A 17,197-nucleotide genomic window follows, 5' to 3' on the forward strand; every position below is an offset into this window, starting at 1 on the left:
ATCTGGCCCGATCTGACACGGATATCCTCGGACCGATTCGAGTCCCTCCCGCTCGGCGCCGAGTCTCGCCCGCTCGGCTCTTCCCCGGCTTAAAATCGTCGGTTTTGGTTTCTGATGAAACTTATAAGCGCAAGCGAAGTTGGCCAGGAAGGCTGGAAAATGCCGTTTTTCGCGTTTTTCGGGGGCTCCCGGCCAACTTCGCTTTGGCTTATATGTTGCCGTGGGCAGGATCGTCGAACGGAGAGCAAGGGGGTGCTGGCGGGTGCTGCGGGGGTGCTGCTGGGCGCTGGCGGGTGCTGGGGGGGTGCTGCTGGGCGATGTGGGGGCGCTGCTGGGCGATGTGGGGGCGCTGTTGGGCACTCTGCATATTCAACTGTTGGCCAAGGGTAGGCAATATACTTGGCCGGGTGTATTCAACGATCATCCCGCCGAACATTTCGACCCGTGAGCATGTGCTGGAGGTTCCGTGGGCGCGGGAGGATCCGTCGTTAGGCAATTTTGAGCTCTTCGCGCGGGAGCTTTTTATCGACGACACGGCGCCGCCGCTGCTGTTCCTACAGGGTGGGCCGGGCAGTCCAGCGCCGCGGACGATGCTGGGGTGGATTCCGGAGGCGCTGAAGCGGCACCGGGTGTTCCTGCTTGATCAGCGGGGCACGGGGCGCTCAGGCAAGATTGATGCAACCACGCCTGAGTTAATCCGGGAGGAAATTCTGTCCCGACTTCGGTCGGTGGACGTCGTCGCGGATGCGGAGGACCTGCGCCGCGCCCTGGGATTTGAAAAGTGGGATATTCTGGGCAATTCCTTCGGCGCCTTGTGCGCTGGCAGCTATTTGTCCTACTACCCGGACGGGGTTGGTCGGGCGTATCTCACCGGGGCGGTGCCGCAGCTGGGGTGGGAGATTGATGACTACAACGCCAAGACCTTTGACCTGCTGGAAACGAAGCACCTGGCGTTCTATGACGCGGTGCCGTGGGCCGAGGCGAGGATCCGGGAGGTGTGCCACCACTTGGACAACTCGGACGAGCGCATGCCAACGGGGGAGCGGCTCAGCTCCCAGCGGTTCCGGTTCCTCGGCGTCGCGTTGGGTGAGGAATACGGGATGCATGCGCTGGCGACCATTTTGGAAGCCCCGTTTCACAACCGCGGCGGTGAAAAACGCTTGCGCCCAGATTTCAAGGCAATGGTGGGCTGGCGGGTCAGCGTGGAAACGAACCCGCTGTGGCCGGTGATCCATGAAACGCTTTTTGGCGGCGTCCAAGAGGGCCCAAGTAACTGGTCGGCGGAGCGGGTCGCAGCCGAGCATGAGGGGTTCCACAGTGATGCGGATCCGACGGGGGACGGCAAGTTCTACCTAACCGGGAACCATTTCTTCCGCTACCACTTTGAGGAGGATCCGGCGTTGCGGGCGTTCAAACCGGTCGTCGAAAAGCTTGCGGCGCGAAGCGACTGGGTGGCCACGTTTGATCAACAGCAACTGGTGGACAATACCGTGCCGACTGCGATTGAACTCTACGAACCGGATATGTTTGTGCCGTTCGACTTCGCGGTGGAAAACGCGGCGCGGATCGGCAGTGCCGTGGTGAACACGCACCCGACGTGGGAGCACGACGCGATGTATCTCCACGGGGAGGAGATCTTCCCCACTCTGGCGGGGATGCTGGACCGCGCGGCGGGCGCTTAACCGGGTAGCGTGTCAGCGGCCGTGGGGTAGGACGGTTGCGCGCCGGGGGTGGTCACCGCGTACGCGCCGACGCGGACAGCGAAGCGCACCGCGTCCGCGAGGCCATCACCCGTGACGAGTCTGTGGCACAGCGCGCCGGTGAACGCGTCGCCCGCGCCGACGGTGTCCACCGCGGTGACGGTGGGGCTGGGGACGTCCACGGGTGGCGCATCGCTCGTTGCAACGACCGCGCCGTGCGCCCCGAGGGTCACTACTACGGAGGAAAAACCAGCCGCCACCAGTGCGGTTGCCGCATCGTGTGAGTCCGCATGCCCCAGCATCCGCAGGACCAGTGCTGCCTCATGCTCGTTGACCACGAGGGGATCGGCCTGAAGCAGCGCGCCTTGGTCCACATCAATCACGGGGGCAAGGTTCACCACCACGCGCGTGGCGTGCGCACGCGCCAACTCGACAGCTGCGCGGAAGCCGTCGGCGGGGATTTCTCCCTGGAGAAGCAGAAGGTCGGCGTCGGCGATCGTCGCCGCGTGCGCTTCAACGAGGTGCTTATCGACGAAAGAGTTAGCTCCTGCTACCACCAAGATTGTGTTTTCACCATCATCTGCGACGGTGATGAGAGCTAAACCTGTGGGCGCGCTGACAGTGGTTACCCCCGAAAGGTCTACCCCGGTGGCGCGGAGGAGTTTCGTGGCTTCCTCGGCGTGCGCGTCGGCGCCCACCGCGCCGACAAGGTGCACTTGGCTTCCCAACAAAGCGGCGGCAAGCGCCTGGTTCGCACCTTTGCCACCTGGGGTTATCTCCCCGCCGCTGGCGAGAAGGGTTTCACCGGGGGCAGGGTGCCGGGGCGTACGGACGGTCAGGTCTGCGTTGATTGAGCCCACTACTGCGATGCTTCCAGGCGTCATACCGGACAAGGGTAGAGGTCCAGATGTCGGATATTTCGGAGAATTTTGAATTTTTCCGGCAGTGAACACACAAGTTTTTCTGAAGTTTACTAATTCGTTACCCAGACACGATAGTTTTATTTGCGACATTCCCCCGTTCGTACGAAGGAAGAAAATGAAACGTCGTTTTTCTGCTCTGGTCGCTACCGGTTCCGCGGCCGCGATGCTGTCCACCGGCACCGTCCCTGCTGCTGACGCTCAGCCGCTTGGACACGTCAACCTGAACACCCGTCCTGGTTCCTCCCTCTCTGTTCCGCAGATGAAGGACCCGGGAACCGGTATTTCCACCGGTAAGGTTCCGGTTCAGCACCCAGGTGCTCCGGTTCCGGTTCCGTTCAGCCCGGACTACCTCACCGGCTACGTCTCTGACGTCTCCTCCTACGAGTACGGAATCTACGAAGAGGTCGTCCGCTGCTTCCACGACATCAAGACTAATCAGCCTGGCACCCGCCAGTACAACCTGGACAAGGTCATCCAGGTCAACAACTCCGCCACCCCGGACCGTATCCGCGCAGCTCAGATTGACGCTGTTGTGTCCAGCAACGGTCTGCTCGAGGTCATGGCTGAGGGTCTCGGCCCTGAGTTCGCCCGCCATTTCCGCGCAGCGCTGGCTGAGGGCCGCCTGCCCAAGACTGAGTTCCTGCTCAGCAACGGCTACCTAGCTCGCTCCGGCGGTATTGCATCCTCCACCTTCGCCGAGAAGGAATGGTTCGCGTACCCGCGTCCGTTCAACGTCGCTCCGGGTGCCATCAAGCGCTACAACCCTCCGGGCAAGGACATCTACCCGAAGTCCAAGGCATTCCCGTCTGGCCACACCAACCAGGCAACCCTGATCACCACCCTGCTCGCATACCTGATCCCAGAGGCTGCTCCGCAGCTCTACCTGCGTGGTTCTGAGGCTGGTCAGAGCCGTATGGTCCTGGGTGTCCACTACCCGCTGGACGTTATCGGTGGCCGCATGACCGGCCAGGCTGCTGCTGCAGACCGCCTGAACGACCCGAAGATGCGCAACGCTCTTGACCAGGCTTCCGCTGAGATCCGTGCTGAGATGAAGTGGCGCACCGGCAAGGACATTGCCACCCTGGTTCGCACCACCGCGCCATACGCGTCCACCGCTGACGCCCAGCGCACCTACCGTGAGCGCCTGGACTACGGTTTCCCGAAGGTCTACAACCGTGACGCACGTATGATCGTGCCGCAGGCTGCTCCGACCCTGCTGGCTAGCCGCTACCCGAACCTGAACCACGAGCAGCGCCGCCAGATCCTGGAGCAGACCGCTCTTCCGGCTGGTCACCCGCTTGACTGGCAGGGCCCGAAGGGTTCCTGGCAGCGCCTGGACCTGGTTGCAGCGTCCACCGCGAAGTACCGCGTGAACCCGAACGGCTCCGTCACCGTTCTGCGCTAAACCGGTTTCAACCCAACCTCCCTCCACCAACGTGGGGGATGGTGGAAGGTGAATGGCCCGCGAAAGCGGGCCTTTTGGCGTTTCTAGGCGCGCGACTCAACCAAGTTCCGGGATGGAACTCAACAGGGTGCGGGTGTACTCGTGCTGGGGATTGGCCCAGATCTCTTCGGTGGGTCCGTATTCCACGATTCGACCGTGGTGCATGACGGCCAAGGTGGGGCACACTTGGCGCACGACGGACAAATCGTGGGAAACAAAAACCAGGGTCAGGTTGTTATTCACCACCAGCTCGTCGAGCAGATCGAGGACCTGTGCGCGCACAGAGACGTCGAGGGCGGAGACCGGTTCGTCGGCAAGCAAAATGTTCGGGCGAGGCGCGGCGGCGCGAGCGATGGAGATACGTTGGCGCTGGCCGCCGGAGAATTTGTGCGGCAGGCGTTGACCGAGTCCGCCGAGACCCACCTGGTCCAGCACTTCCTTGGCGCGTGGGGAATCCACGCCGGCTTCGCGGATCGAGGATTCCACGCTGCGCCGCGGGTTCAACGAGGAATAGGGGTCTTGGAACACCATTTGCAGGCGGCCATCGACGCGTACCGTGCCGTGGTCAGGCTGGTTCATGCCGGAAATGACGCGCAGGAGTGAGGTCTTGCCGGATCCAGAGCCGCCAACGATGCCAATGCGCTCGCCTTCGCGGATAGACAGGGATACGTGGTCCAGCACGCGGGTCGTGCCGCGGGTCCATACACAATTATCCAGTTCAATGACGGGCTCCCCCAGGTCACGGGGCGGGGCCGGCGGTCCCGGCGTGGATGCCGCGACAAGGCGCGCGGTGTAGTCCACCGTGGGATTTCGCAGATCAGCGTTCGGGTCGGCGACCGCGCCGTCTTTAAGCACGATGATGCGATCCGCCATGGAGGACATCACACCCAAGTCGTGGGTGATGAAAAGCAACGCCATGTCGCGCTCTTTGACTAGGCGGTCAAGCAACTCAAGGATCTGGGCTTGGACTGTGACGTCCAGCGCGGTGGTTGGTTCGTCGCAGATCAGCAGATCAGGGTCACCCGCAATAGCCAGCGCGATGAGAACGCGTTGGCGCTGGCCACCAGAAAGCTCGTGGGGGTACGCGTTCGTGCGGGTGATTCCTACCTCGTGCAGCAGCTCCCGGGCGGAGTGGATGTCGCAGGCTTCGGCGACTTGCTTCTCCACGGTCATGAGTGGGTCCAGGGCCGTCATCGGTTCCTGGAAGATCATTCCGACGGTGGTGCCACGCAGGGCGCGGGTCACGCGGTCGGGCGCGCCGATCATCTCCGTGCCTGCAACGGTGACGGAGCCAGTGGGGTCCAGATCCGGGTCAAGGAGCCCCATGATGGCAAGGGCAGTCATGGATTTTCCCGAGCCTGATTCACCGATCACACCAAGGCGTTCCCCAGGGTGAATATCAAAGGAGATGCCGTGCACAATGCCGTCGATAGTGAGGTTGCGCACGGTTACCAGCGGTGCATTCATCGTTTTGCCTCCCTGGGGTTGAGCGCGTCGCGGAGGCCGTCGCCAAGCATATTGAAGCCCATGACCGTAAGCGCGATGGACAGCCCTGGCCACAGCGCGAGGTAGGGGGCCGTGGCGAGGTACGGCTGCGAGGACTGGAGCATGCGGCCCCAGGATGCGTAGGGCGCTGGCGTGCCGAGGCCGAGGAAGGACAGCCCAGCTTCCGCCAGGATGGCCAAGGCGAGGGACACGGAAATCTGCACGATCAACACGGCAAGGATGTTGGGCAGAACGTGCTGCCATGCAATGAGGATGCCCGGTACGCGCGAGATGCGCGCGGATAATACGTAATCCTGCGACATGACTTGGAGCGTTGCCACGCGGCTGACGCGCGCAAACCCCGGGATCCCGGCGATGCCAATAGCTAAGACGACAATCCACGTGGATGCGCCAAAAACCGCAGTGAACACGATCGCCAGCAGCAGCGCAGGGAAGGCGAGCACCACGTCACTGATCCTCATGATGATGGCCTCCACCCATCCGCGCCGCATGCCAGCCCACACGCCCAGCGGCACGCCGATGAGCGCAGAGATGCTTACCGACGCAACAGCGACCAGCAAGGTCAGCCTTGCGCCCACCATGATGCGGCTTAGCACATCGCGGCCATATTGGTCCGTACCCAGAATGTGGGCTGGGTCGAAGGCATTGAGGCGTATGGACGGCTCCGCCTGCAGCGGGTCATGCGGCGTCCAGACCAGTGAGACCAGCGCGGTGACAAGTAGCAATAAAACCAGCCCAAGGCCGATCCACCCACCGGAACGAGGAAACTTCATGCTGACCTCCTCAGACGCGGATCGATGAAGCGGTAGGCGATGTCCACGAGCAGGTTGACCAGCAACGTGAACACCACCAGCAGCATGAGGACGGTTTGGACTGTGGTCAGATCGCGCGTTGCAACGGAATCCAGCAGCATCGACCCGAGCCCGGGGATGACAAACACGCGTTCAATCACCACTGCGCCGACCACGAGGCTGGTGAGCTGCACACCAGTGACGGTGAGCACTGGCAACAGGGCATTCTTCAAGGCGTGCTTGCGAACGGCCACGCTGCGTGGCGTGCCTACCGCGCGTGATGTGCGGACGTAATCTTTGCCCACCTCTTCGAGCACGGAGGAGCGCACGTAGCGCGTCAGGATGGACGCTTGCACCAGAGTCAATGCGCACACCGGCAACACCAAGTGGGACAGGAAGCTGGCGAAGTTCGCGTTCGGCGGCACCCATCCGTTGGCGGGCAGCCATCCTAACCAGACGGAGAACACCGCCACGGCGAGGATTCCCACCAAGAAGCTGGGCACCGCGATGCCAACCTGGATGAGTGCGGAGAGGATCGCCGCGTCCGGTTTACGGTCGCGGTTGGCCAGGTACATCCCCAGCGGCACGGCAACGGCAATGGAAAGCACCATGGCGCTCAGCGCCAGGATCGCCGACACCGCCGCGCGGTCCAACACCAAAGGCGTGATGTCTTGCTTGCTGGTCAGCGACACGCCAAAATCGCCCGTGAGCAGCCCGCCGATCCACGAGAAATACTGGGTGATCAGGGGCCTATCGGTACCAAGTTGGTGTGCCAGTTCCGCGACGGCCTCATCCGTCGCAGTCACGCCTAACGCGATGCGGGCCGGATCACCGGGTACGGCGCGCAGCAGCAGAAAGATCACAACGCTGGCTCCAAAAAGGGTCACAGCAAACCGCAGCAGGATCTGGCTAATCACGTCCACCAGCGGCCGCGAAGAACGCGCGACTGGTGCCGGTTTAGTATTCGTTGCTGTACTCATCGCCGCGCCACCCCCGACAGATCGAGGCCGTCCGTAATCACATTCGGATTGACCCCCGTGACCCCCGGTGCGGTGAGCACAATGTTGGGGGAGTTAGCCAGTGTCACTGCGCCAGCATCCGCCATGATGGCGTCGATGGCCGCCTGCATGGAACTTATCTGCCCTGCTTGATCAGATACGTCCGCGGCCGCGAAATCATCCCGAACAGCCGCGGAATCATAGCCAAGGTAGTACTCCGGATTGCCAAACAGCGTTGGCATATCGCGGGGTTCCACGTGCGCGATCAGCGACGCCTGGTAATCGTGCCGCTTGAGCACCTGGCCGAGCCAGACTGCGGGGAATTCCACTGTTTCGAGCTTCACCTGGAACCCGACGTCACGCAGCTGAGAGAAGATCAGCTCGGCGGCTGCTTGTGCGTACGGCAGCGAGGGGATGGTCAGGGTCACTTCCGGCTTCTGGCCGGCAAGCAGTTCCCGCGCTTTAGCGGGATCAAAGGGGTAGTAATCCTTGCCCGTGTACCAGGGGTCGGTTGGGGGGACGGGTGCGCCGCCGGTATCGGTGGCTAGTCCGTTGAACACCACGCGGTTAAGCGCGTCGCGGTCGATCGCGTAGGCCACAGCCTTGCGTACGTCGGGGTCGTTGAAAGGTGCGATGCGGTTGTTCAAGCTCAGCAGCACCTCACCGTTGGTTGTTCCCACGGAGACCGAAAAGTCGTCGGGAAGCGTGCTCAAAAGCTCGGGCGCCTGCAGCGACCACAGCACATCAATATCGCCGACGCGCAGCGCGTTCACGGAGCTCACGGCGTCCGCGAAGTAGCGTATCGACGCGTCGTCACGCGCGGGCTCCCCCCAGTAATCCTCGCGCTTGCGGAAAGAAATCGACTGGCCCACGGCGAATTTGTCGACCGTGTACGGTCCGGTCCCGATGGGGTCCGTGGCCAACGTGTCTATCCCCGCGGGCGTCATCATCGCGCCGGTCAAGGTACCCATGGACCACAGCCACGAGTTGCTCGGCGCCTTCAGTTTTACGCGGAGCACATGCTTATCGACGGCCTCCACATCCTCCACCGGTGCCATCTGCGCGGACAGTCCGTTGGTCCAGGATTCAAGCACGTAGTTGATGGAAAACGCAGCTGTTTCCGCAGTGAACTCGTCCCCGTTGGAAAAACGCACACCTTCGCGCAGCTGGAAGGTGTACTCGGTGCGGTCTTCGCTGATCTCCCAGGATGTGGCTAAAAGCGGCGCGGGTTTGCCCCGCTCGTCGATACGCACGAGCGTTTCGTACACATTGGCCATGAGCGCCTGGGGGATCGCGGCGCCGCCTGTCGTGGTGAAGTCCAGCGAAGCGGGTGCGCCGGTTGTACCTACGACAACGCCGCGCGTATCCGCACGGCCAATGACGGTCGAGGTGCTCCCGGCCGAACACGCAGTGAGCGTACTAATCGCCAAAACCCCGGCCAGCGTCGCCTTTGCTGTGGTGGCGGCGCTCCGGGGCGTTCGAGTGTCTGGGAAGACCATGGCCATTGAGAGTACATCCAAGAATGCACTCGATGAATTTATTCGTGGTTTAAATTCGCGACTGCGGACCTATGAATCCGGTTTTATGTTTTATGGCAGGACCAGCTCAAACTTCAAAGGAATCGAAGACCCGCGCACGTTCGACATGATCAGGTCAGCCATATTCCCGGGGATTGCGCACTCGGCATACTCAACTGGCTCGCCCTGGAACGTCGAGGCGCGGAGCTCTTCGCTCCACACCGGGGCGGACTCCTCCAACTGAAGAAGCTGTTGCTCTTCCTCCGTCGTCATGCGGACGCGAACGCGGCGCACGACGTTATCAATCTTGACACCGCTACGGGCCAGTTGCGCATGAACGGATTCGCTGTCCTCAGTCAAGGTAAGGAAGCGCTCGCCGATAGCAATTGGGAACACGTTGGTTTGAACCATGACGGGCAGATCGTCTGCGTAGCGAACGCGCTCGATCTTCACCACGTCATCGCCGGGCGACAAGTGCAGCGCTGCGGCGATCTGCTCGTCTGCAGGCTCGCGCACGATACGCAAGATCTTCTGGCCGGGGGTCTTCTTCGTATCTTCGATCAAGGTGGTGGCGGACAGCAGAGAGTCGAAGCTGGATGTGCCGCGGTGATCAAGCACGATCGACCGGCGTCCACGACCGGAAGACACAAGTCCTTCAGTGCGCAATGACGCTACCGCTTGGCGCACGGGACCGCGCGAAGAATCAAACTTCTCGCATAACTCTGCTTCAGAGGGGAGGGGATCGCCAGGGGAAAGTTTTCCGCTTTCAATCAAAGAGTGCAGGTAGGCCGCAATCTCTTCGTGCTGTTGGCGTGAACGTGTAGCAGAAATGGTTCTTCTCCTCAGTATTCACAAATGTGGGTCGTCTAGCACTAGAAGTATATCGGCCCTTTTTTGAACAGGGGTAAACAGAAGCGGCTATCTGCTCGCCTGCCCCGCCCGTGTAGAAAAGAGTCTATTAAGACAGGCTCTACAGGCAGGCAGATGCCACGAGCTCCATGGAACGCAGCGTCTCTTCGTGCGTCGGCGATTGGAAAGAAATCATCAGCTCATCGGCCTGCACCCGCGTAGTGAACGCGTCTAAGTACTCCGCCACGGCCGGCGCGTCACCGATCGCGCTGTAGCGCAGCATCCCAATGATCTGCTGACCCTGTGGTGAGGCCACGATCGCCTCCAACTGGTCGTCGTCAAGCTGCATTCCGCGGCGACCAATGAGGGCCTTCACCCGCTGACGGTGGACGATCTCCGTTTGGCGCAGGGCATCGTCTGTGGTGTCCGCCGCAGTCACGTTCACCGCCGCCAAAAGGTAGGGCTCAGCACAGCTTTCCGACGGCCGGAAGTTCTCACGGTAGTACCTCGTCGCTTCCTCTAAATGCGTGGGTGCAAAGTGCGACGCGAACGCATAGGGGAGACCGAACTGCGCGGCGAGCTTGGCCCCGAACATGGAGGAACCCAAAATGATCAGCGGAACGTTCGTGCCCGCGCCGGGGACCGCCGTGACACCGGGGATCACCGATTTATCCGCGAGGTACGCCTGCAATTCCAACACATCGTTGGGGAAATTCTCCGCAGCATGGGGATCACGCCGCAGCGCGCGGCCCAGCGTGTTGTGGTCTGTACCCGGTGCCCGCCCTAAACCCAAATCAATGCGGTCGGGGTACAACTCGGCGAGGGTGCCGAACTGCTCAGCAATGACGTAGGGGGAGTGGTTCGGCAGCATGACTCCGCCCGCACCCAATCGGATGCGGGATGTCTGCGCACCGACGTGGGAAATCAACACCGCCGGCGCGGAGGACGCGATGGACGGCATATTGTGGTGCTCCGCGTACCAGACGCGGGAATAGCCCAATTCCTCGCCCTTTTGCGCCAGCTCCACCGAGCGCTTCATGGAAGCGCCGGGCGACTCGCCCTTACGAACGGTACAAAAATCAAGGAACGACAGTGGTGTTCGCTGTGTATCGGAGGTCGCTGGCGTAGACATGTTTCACCCTTTTTCGTATCAGCGGTGCTCTTCGTTACCGGCTTCAACGATACGGGGGAATTAATTATTTCCTTTGGGGGTTTTCAGACCCCCAAAGGAATTAGATAGTTGCCTTAGCCTCAGCGGGCGCGACGGCGTCATCCGCGTGGTTGGACTGGAGACCTTTATCCTCCAGCTCAGCTGTGGTCGTGGGATTGAGAAGGTCGATAACCAGGCCAACCAGGAAGGCGATGAAGGTCGGCAGGATCCAGCCAAGAGACTGTTCGTGCAGCGGTGCCCAATCAACGATCGGGGCAAGCGCGGTGCTCCACTCGAAAATCTTGTAGTCGCCCGCAAGCGAGATCGGGGTAGCGATCGCGGACCAGATGACAGCTACCCAAATCGGGACGAAGAAACCCCAGCGCAGACGCGTGCGCGAGCGGAACAACGGCTCGATCAGAGTCAGCGCGACCAGCGCGATAGCCGGCGGGTAAATGAACACGATGACCGGTGCGGCTACCATCATCACGAATTCCAGACCCTGGGTTGCCATAACCGCAGAAGCTACAGCGAAGATGATTGCCCACACGCGGTAGCTGCCGAAGAACTGCTCGGAGAAGTACTCTGCGGTAGCGGTGATCAGACCAACAGCGGTGGTCATGCAGGCAAGCAGAACCACGAGAGCGAAGATGATCTGGCCAGGCTTGTTCATCATGGTCAGTGCTGCGTCAGCCAAAAGCGGCGCACCCGAATCGTAGGTGGTTGCGTCCGGCATGGAACGCCCGATGATGCCCAGGCCAATGTACATCAGGGCAAGCATGATGCCGGCACCCAGGCCAGCGATCATGGTGCCTCGAACGATTGGCTTACCCTCGCCCACGCCCTTGTGGCGCAGGGAAGAAATGACCACGATGGAAAACGCCAGCGCGGCGATGGAGTCCATGGTCAGGTACCCCTCCAAAACACCGGCGGCGTAGGCATTGGTCGCATAGGTCTCGTTCGCGGTGTAGCCCTGATTAGTCATGGTGAACAGGGCGGTACCGATCATGATGATCAGCAGTAGCACCAGCGCCGGGGTCAGGAACTTCCCCAGCGTGTCGGTGATCGTGGTCGGGTTCCACGACAGCGCAAGGGCGATACCAAAGAAGACCAGGTTGAACAGGGCGCGTTCCATCGTCCCGTCCCAGCCGAACACCGGAGTCATGGCGACGTCGAAGGATACGGCACTCGTACGCGGGAGAGCGTAGAACGCACCGATGGACAGGTACGCCAAGATCGGGAAGATGATGCCGAAGAACGTTCCGGCGCGCTGTGCCAGGTCACGGACGTTCGCACCGGACAGAGCGATCGCAACGACCGCTAGAACCGGCAGCAACGCGCCCGTGGTGAGGAAGCCCAAGATAGCGGGCCAGAAGTTCTCACCCGACTGAACCGCAAGCATCGGCGGAAAAATCAGGTTACCAGCGCCGAAGAACATCGAGAACAGGGCGAGCGACGTGAAAATGATGGCCGACTTCGGCGCACCCTTCGACGTGCCCGAGCCCGCGTTCGTGTCCGCGCCGCTGGATGGGGTCACAGCAGTAGACATAAAGCCTCCCAGGGAGATGAGTAGGTAAATAGTTGGAGTTACCTTAACACCTCAAGTCCCAGTCGAAGGTTTTCTTGCCCTAGTTTGAATTTAATTCGGCCCCTGATTGCCGCTACCCAGCCCTCTACCCGGGCCCAGCCCATCCCAGGCCCATCCCCATGCCCAGGCCCATCCCGGCCCCATTCGCGAAATTTTGATTTGATGACCTAGCAACAAAATAGCACGACGCCGTGACCTGCGGCGTTGCCGAGGATATCGAAAGTTGGATACAAATTTCGCGTATCGCGCGTTGGGAAGAAAATGAGGCTCCTGACGATCCTGACACCCGATCGCGCCTGGCGGCAGGCCTTGAGGTGAAAGTGCAGGTCAAAAACGTGCACCCCGACTTATGGGTCGGGGTGGTGTCAGCATCGTCAGGATGCCATTTCGAGCGGCGATCAGGATATCGTTTCGATCGCCGCGAGCGGGATCTCAACCCAATCCGGCCGGTTGTTCGCTTCGTACACAACCTCGTATGCCGCCTTATCCGCGATGTACGCAGCAAGCAGCAGCGCGTGATCTGACTCGTCGTGCTGGGGCGCGGCCTGGTCGCGGGAAGCGGGGTTCACGCCGTACCCGTCCAAGAGTGCGTTCACCGCCGAGCGCTCCCATTCATCCGAGTGCTCACCCACGGCGCGGGCGTAGCCAAAGGAGCGAACCATGCCTGCGACGTCGCGCAATGCGCAATCTGGGAGGCGGCGTTGTTCGAGAGGGCGCGCGGGCTCACCTTCGAAATCAATGAGGTACCAGCGATGATCGGTGCGCAGGGTTTGGCCAAGGTGCAGGTCCCCGTGAATCCGCTGTACTGGTACGGATTCAATCCCCTCGACCTTGGCGTAGAGATCCCGCAGCCGGGTTTCGTATTCGGCCAGCTGGGGGGCCTTGCCCACTAGCTCGTCGAGGTGCTCGTTGAGCGTGCTTGCGATCTCAGCGCCAGAGACAGTCTTCGTCCCAAACGTAGCGGCAAGTGCCTCATGCACGGTGCGGATTGCGGCACCAAGTGCTTGGGCCTCGGAGGCAAAGTCGTCGGCCGCGCCAGCATCGCAGGCGAGGACAAATCCGTCCTTGCCGCCGTCGATAAGCTGCTGCATCATCGCGAGCGTGCGGCCGTCGCGGGTAACGTAGCCGCGCACCCCCGCGACGAATGGGCAGTCATCAATTTCGCTCAGCAGCTCAACATCGGGGTTGAGGCCTTCTTCGAGTTTGCGGAAGACTTTGAACATCCACTCCCGCCCGTCGTCATCAGTTGCCACGAGCGACGTGTTCGACTGGTCTGCCCCCAGCGGGGTCGCGGAGCGCGCGGTGATGTCTCCGTGGACCTCGCCGATGAAGGCAACGTTTAAGAGGTACGCGCTGGCACCATCGTCGCTGTTCAGCACATCGCGCTCATGCTTATCGACGACCACCTGGTACTCATCAGTCGTAGCATTGTCTTTCCCGCCGTGCGTGACGGACAGGATCTGCCAGGTGTAGTCGCCGAAGTTTTCGCTGGCGATGACTTCTTGGGAATCGATTGCTTCAGACTTTGCCCCGTAGAAGCGGGCTGAGTGTAGATCCACGAAAGGTTCCTTTCCGTCCGCGGTGTGCTGGTTCTCGCGCAGCGCGGGTGTGCTCTCCGGTGGTTGCAGTGTGGTCCTAGAACTTGCGCAGGCCGTTGGACACATCGAACCAGAACGATCCGTGTGGTGACAGGGTGACCAGCCAGGGTAGTTCACCGATCGCGGGGAATTCGATATTGCCAGACAGCTCGCGGGGAGAAATTCCAGCGAGGTGACTTAGGTGCATCTCAACGGGCTGTGGCCGTGAACTCATGTTGTTGACGCACAGGATGCGTTCATTGCGCCCGGTTTCATCCGTGTATTCGCGGATGAAGGCGAGAACCTGTGGGTTGTCGTGGTGGACTTCCTGGTAATCACCGCGGCCGAATGCCTTGTACTGCTTGCGGATGTGAACGCGCTCGCGCACCCAGTGCAGGAGGGAGTTTTCCCGTTCCATCTGGGATTCGACGTTGATTGATTGGTAACCGTACGCGTCGTTGCGGATCACTGGAAGGTAAAGCCGCTCGGGTTCAGCGCGGGAGAACCCACCGTTGCGGTCGGACGACCACTGCATCGGCGTGCGCACACCGTCGCGGTCCGGCAGCCAAATGTTGTCGCCCATGCCGATCTCATCGCCGTAGTAGAGGAACGGTGAACCCGGCAGGGAAAGCAAAAGCGTGTTGGCCAGTTCCAGTCGGTCGCGGTGACCGCCGAGCAGCGGGGCGAGCCTGCGCCTAATGCCCACGTTGGCTTTCATGCGTGGATCCGTCGCGTAGTTGGTGTACATGAAGTCGCGCTCATCATCGCTGACCATCTCCAGCGTCAGCTCGTCGTGGTTGCGCAGGAAGATGCCCCATTGCGCGGAGTCTGGGATCTGGGGGGTCTCACGCAGAATGTCGATGATCGGCTGCGCGAGCTCTTGACGGATACCCATGAAGATGCGTGGCATGACGGGGAAGTGGAAGGCCATGTGGCACTCGTCGCCGTGGATCTTGCCCTGATCATCTCCTTCGTGCCATTCCTCGGTCTGCGGGTTGCCGCCGAAGTACGCCACGACTTCATCAGGCATCTGGTTCGCCTCCGCCAACAGGAAGCGGCCCGGGTACTCCTCGTCGAAAATCCGGCGGACCTTCTTGATGAACTCGTGGGTTTCGGGCAGGTTCTCTCCGTTGGTGCCTTCGCGCTCGAAGAGGTAGGGGATTGCATCGAGGCGGATGCCGTCCATGCCCAAGTCCAGCCAGAATCGGATCACGTCAATGATCGCCTCTTGGACCGCCGGGTTGTCGTAGTTCAGATCTGGCTGGTGGCTGAAAAAGCGGTGCCAGAAGTACTGCTTGCGCACCGGGTCATACGTCCAGTTGGACTCCTCGGTGTCAATGAAGATGATGCGCGCCTCGGAGTAGAGGTCCGGGTCATCCGTCCACACGTAAAAGTCGCCGTATGGCCCGTCCGGTTCGCGCCGGGATTCTTGGAACCACGGGTGCGTATCGGAGGTGTGGTTGATGGGGAAGTCCGTGATGATGCGGATGCCGCGCTTGTGGGCTGCGTCCACGAGGGCCACGAAGTCTTCAACGGTGCCGAATTCCGGCAGGACTTTTCTAAAGTCACGGATGTCGTAGCCACCATCGCGCAGCGGGGAATCATAAAAGGGCGGAAGCCACAGGCAGTCCACGCCCAACCACTGGAGGTAGTCCAGTTTTTCCATGACGCCCTTGAGCGTTCCGGACCCCGTGTTATCTGGGTCGTAGAAGGCACGCACGAGTACCTCATAAAAGACGGCGTCCTTGTACCACTGCGGGTCCGGGCGCTCCCACGGCTCGTTGCCTGGGGCTGGCGCAGGAGCGGAAAATTCCCGCGCCTCGTGCTCGATGATGTAGCCCTCTGCGTCAGTCTGAGGCATGACCGCGTGCGGTGTCGCATGGGTAGCCGTCGACTGTGGGGAGTGCGGCGACGTGGGGGAGAGCGGGTTGCCTGGGCTAACCGGCTGGTCGCTCGTGGTTACTTCCGTGGGTTCATTCATGCCTTCCAACGCTACCGGCGCTGGCTGGCAACTGCCTGTGCGATTCGGTCCACCGCCATTTCGAGGATCTGCGGGCTCGTGGCAAAGTTCAGCCGGGCATGGTGTGCTCCACCCGATCCAAACGTCACGCCTTCGTTCAGCGCGACCTTTGCGTGAGTGCGCAGCCAGGACGCAGGTTTCTCATTGTCCCCGATAGCTGTGTTGGAGAAATCCAAGAAAAGAAGGTAGGTCGCTTCCGGCACCCGGAAGCCAATGCCTGGGATCGCCTCGGGCAGGGCGGTAGCCAACCAATCGCGGTTAGCCTTCAGCTGTTCCACCTGGGCGTCCAGGGCTCCCTCCCCGTGGCGGTAGCAAGCTTCCGCGGCGATGATACCCAGCGTGCCGGTCCCGTCCTTGGCCACGCCGGTGAGTGATTTCCAGGTTTGGACGTCTTCATCGTTGCTGAAGATCATCTGGGCGCACTTTAGGCCCGCGATGTTCCACGCCTTCGATGTGGCCGTCACCGTTAGGCACACCCGTGCCGCGGTGTCATTGACCCCAGCTGCGCAGACGTGCCGGCCTTCGTAAACGATCGGGGCGTGAATTTCGTCTACAAGAACGCGCGCCCCGTACTTGTCCGCGATCGCGCACAATTGGGCGAGCTCCTCCTCGTCGTAGGTGTAGCCCCACGGATTGTTCGGTGCGGCCAACAGAATAGAGCCAGCACCGTTTTTGAACGCGGCGTCAATTTCCATCATGTCGAGCCCGTTTTCGGCACCGACCTCGATCATTTCGCGGCCCGCGGTGGCCGGGATCTCCAAAAACGGTGGGTAAGCGGGAACCGGCACGACGACGGGGGAGTCGGGCGCGGTGAAGTACTCAACCCCCAGCAGCATTCCGCGGACCACATCAGCGACGGGGAACACTTTTTCTGGATCTGGCGCCCAGCCGTAGCGACGGCCGTGGAAATCACTCAGCGCCTCCCCAAGCGCGTGGAACGCCGGCGTATAGCCAAGGGTTTCGCGCTCAACGGCGTCTAAAATAGCGGCCTTCACGGGCGCCGCGGTAGGAAAGTCACTTTCGGCGACCCAGAGCGGCAACACGTCGTCGGGGTATTGCGTCCACTTTCGCGTTCCGCGACGGCGGAGCGTGTTCAAATCCGGAAACTGCATGGCACCAACTTACGCCCTCTTC

At 61.4% G+C, this 17,197-nt stretch carries 13 protein-coding genes and 1 pseudogene; 2 read left to right on the top strand and 12 right to left on the bottom strand.

The window, feature by feature from the left end:
• The first annotated feature begins 407 nt into the window (after window positions 1–407).
• Entirely contained in the window at window positions 408–1,682 is a 1,275-nt protein-coding gene (locus CAQUA_RS03130) for an alpha/beta fold hydrolase (RefSeq protein WP_196824562.1), read from the top strand.
• Here the strand turns inward: CAQUA_RS03130 and CAQUA_RS03135 are convergent.
• Complete coding sequence (locus CAQUA_RS03135) at window positions 1,679–2,584, bottom strand: ribokinase (RefSeq protein ID WP_196824561.1); 906 nt, start codon at window positions 2,582–2,584, stop codon at window positions 1,679–1,681. The two genes, CAQUA_RS03130 and CAQUA_RS03135, sit on opposite strands and share 4 nt — an antisense overlap.
• A 154-nt stretch (window positions 2,585–2,738) precedes the next feature.
• Between CAQUA_RS03135 and CAQUA_RS03140 the strand changes: the two genes are divergently transcribed.
• Window positions 2,739–4,028: an acid phosphatase gene (locus CAQUA_RS03140; RefSeq protein WP_196824560.1), complete on the top strand. Its 1,290-nt coding sequence runs from the start codon at window positions 2,739–2,741 to the stop codon at window positions 4,026–4,028.
• 96 nt (window positions 4,029–4,124) lie between these two features.
• Here the strand turns inward: CAQUA_RS03140 and CAQUA_RS03145 are convergent, their stop codons facing one another.
• The 11 genes and pseudogenes from CAQUA_RS03145 to CAQUA_RS03190 form a co-directional block, all read right to left on the bottom strand.
• Window positions 4,125–5,522, bottom strand: a complete 1,398-nt coding sequence (locus CAQUA_RS03145) for an ATP-binding cassette domain-containing protein (protein ID WP_196825627.1) — start codon at window positions 5,520–5,522, stop codon at window positions 4,125–4,127.
• 8 nt (window positions 5,523–5,530) lie between these two features.
• Window positions 5,531–6,346 (bottom strand): ABC transporter permease, encoded by an 816-nt coding sequence (locus CAQUA_RS03150; protein WP_196824559.1) that lies wholly within the window; start codon window positions 6,344–6,346, stop codon window positions 5,531–5,533.
• Window positions 6,343–7,344, bottom strand: a complete 1,002-nt coding sequence (locus CAQUA_RS03155; protein WP_196824558.1) for an ABC transporter permease — start codon at window positions 7,342–7,344, stop codon at window positions 6,343–6,345. The genes CAQUA_RS03150 and CAQUA_RS03155 overlap by 4 nt, the downstream gene beginning before the upstream one ends.
• A complete protein-coding gene (locus tag CAQUA_RS03160; RefSeq protein WP_196824557.1) occupies window positions 7,341–8,861 on the bottom strand; it encodes an ABC transporter substrate-binding protein in 1,521 nt (506 codons plus the stop codon). Before CAQUA_RS03160 ends, CAQUA_RS03155 begins: the two co-directional genes overlap by 4 nt.
• A 90-nt stretch (window positions 8,862–8,951) precedes the next feature.
• Entirely contained in the window at window positions 8,952–9,527 is a 576-nt protein-coding gene (locus CAQUA_RS03165; protein WP_435383921.1) for a GntR family transcriptional regulator, read from the bottom strand.
• 33 nt (window positions 9,528–9,560) lie between these two features.
• Window positions 9,561–9,653: pseudogene (locus CAQUA_RS11270) on the bottom strand (GntR family transcriptional regulator); the annotation flags it as partial.
• Between the two features lie 196 nt (window positions 9,654–9,849).
• Window positions 9,850–10,860 carry an LLM class flavin-dependent oxidoreductase gene (locus tag CAQUA_RS03170; protein WP_196824555.1) on the bottom strand — a complete coding sequence of 337 codons (1,011 nt, stop codon included), beginning with the start codon at window positions 10,858–10,860 and terminating at the stop codon, window positions 9,850–9,852.
• Between the two features lie 100 nt (window positions 10,861–10,960).
• Complete coding sequence (brnQ, locus tag CAQUA_RS03175) at window positions 10,961–12,427, bottom strand: branched-chain amino acid transport system II carrier protein (protein WP_196824554.1); 1,467 nt, start codon at window positions 12,425–12,427, stop codon at window positions 10,961–10,963.
• Between the two features lie 437 nt (window positions 12,428–12,864).
• Window positions 12,865–14,025, bottom strand: a complete 1,161-nt coding sequence (locus tag CAQUA_RS03180; RefSeq protein ID WP_290178681.1) for a phosphotransferase — start codon at window positions 14,023–14,025, stop codon at window positions 12,865–12,867.
• Window positions 14,026–14,101: 76 nt separating this feature from the next.
• Window positions 14,102–16,024, bottom strand: coding sequence for a maltose alpha-D-glucosyltransferase (gene treS, locus CAQUA_RS03185; RefSeq protein ID WP_196824552.1), 1,923 nt, complete (start codon window positions 16,022–16,024; stop codon window positions 14,102–14,104).
• An 11-nt stretch (window positions 16,025–16,035) separates the two neighbouring features.
• Complete coding sequence (locus tag CAQUA_RS03190; RefSeq protein WP_196824551.1) at window positions 16,036–17,175, bottom strand: MalY/PatB family protein; 1,140 nt, start codon at window positions 17,173–17,175, stop codon at window positions 16,036–16,038.
• Between the last annotated feature and the right edge of the window lie 22 nt (window positions 17,176–17,197).

The sequence above is a fragment of the Corynebacterium aquatimens genome (genome assembly GCF_030408395.1).
Taxonomy (GTDB): domain Bacteria; phylum Actinomycetota; class Actinomycetes; order Mycobacteriales; family Mycobacteriaceae; genus Corynebacterium; species Corynebacterium aquatimens.

Coding starts and splice junctions, on each gene's coding strand:
- CAQUA_RS03135 (WP_196824561.1), bottom strand. CDS start 2,584: ATGACGCCTGGAAGCATCGCAGTAGTGGGCTCAATCAACGCAGACCTG.
- CAQUA_RS03140 (WP_196824560.1), top strand. CDS start 2,739: ATGAAACGTCGTTTTTCTGCTCTGGTCGCTACCGGTTCCGCGGCCGCG.
- CAQUA_RS03150 (WP_196824559.1), bottom strand. CDS start 6,346: ATGAAGTTTCCTCGTTCCGGTGGGTGGATCGGCCTTGGGCTGGTTTTA.
- CAQUA_RS03155 (WP_196824558.1), bottom strand. CDS start 7,344: ATGAGTACAGCAACGAATACTAAACCGGCACCAGTCGCGCGTTCTTCG.
- CAQUA_RS03160 (WP_196824557.1), bottom strand. CDS start 8,861: ATGGTCTTCCCAGACACTCGAACGCCCCGGAGCGCCGCCACCACAGCA.
- CAQUA_RS03170 (WP_196824555.1), bottom strand. CDS start 10,860: ATGTCTACGCCAGCGACCTCCGATACACAGCGAACACCACTGTCGTTC.
- brnQ (WP_196824554.1), bottom strand. CDS start 12,427: ATGTCTACTGCTGTGACCCCATCCAGCGGCGCGGACACGAACGCGGGC.
- treS (WP_196824552.1), bottom strand. CDS start 16,024: ATGAATGAACCCACGGAAGTAACCACGAGCGACCAGCCGGTTAGCCCA.
- CAQUA_RS03190 (WP_196824551.1), bottom strand. CDS start 17,175: ATGCAGTTTCCGGATTTGAACACGCTCCGCCGTCGCGGAACGCGAAAG.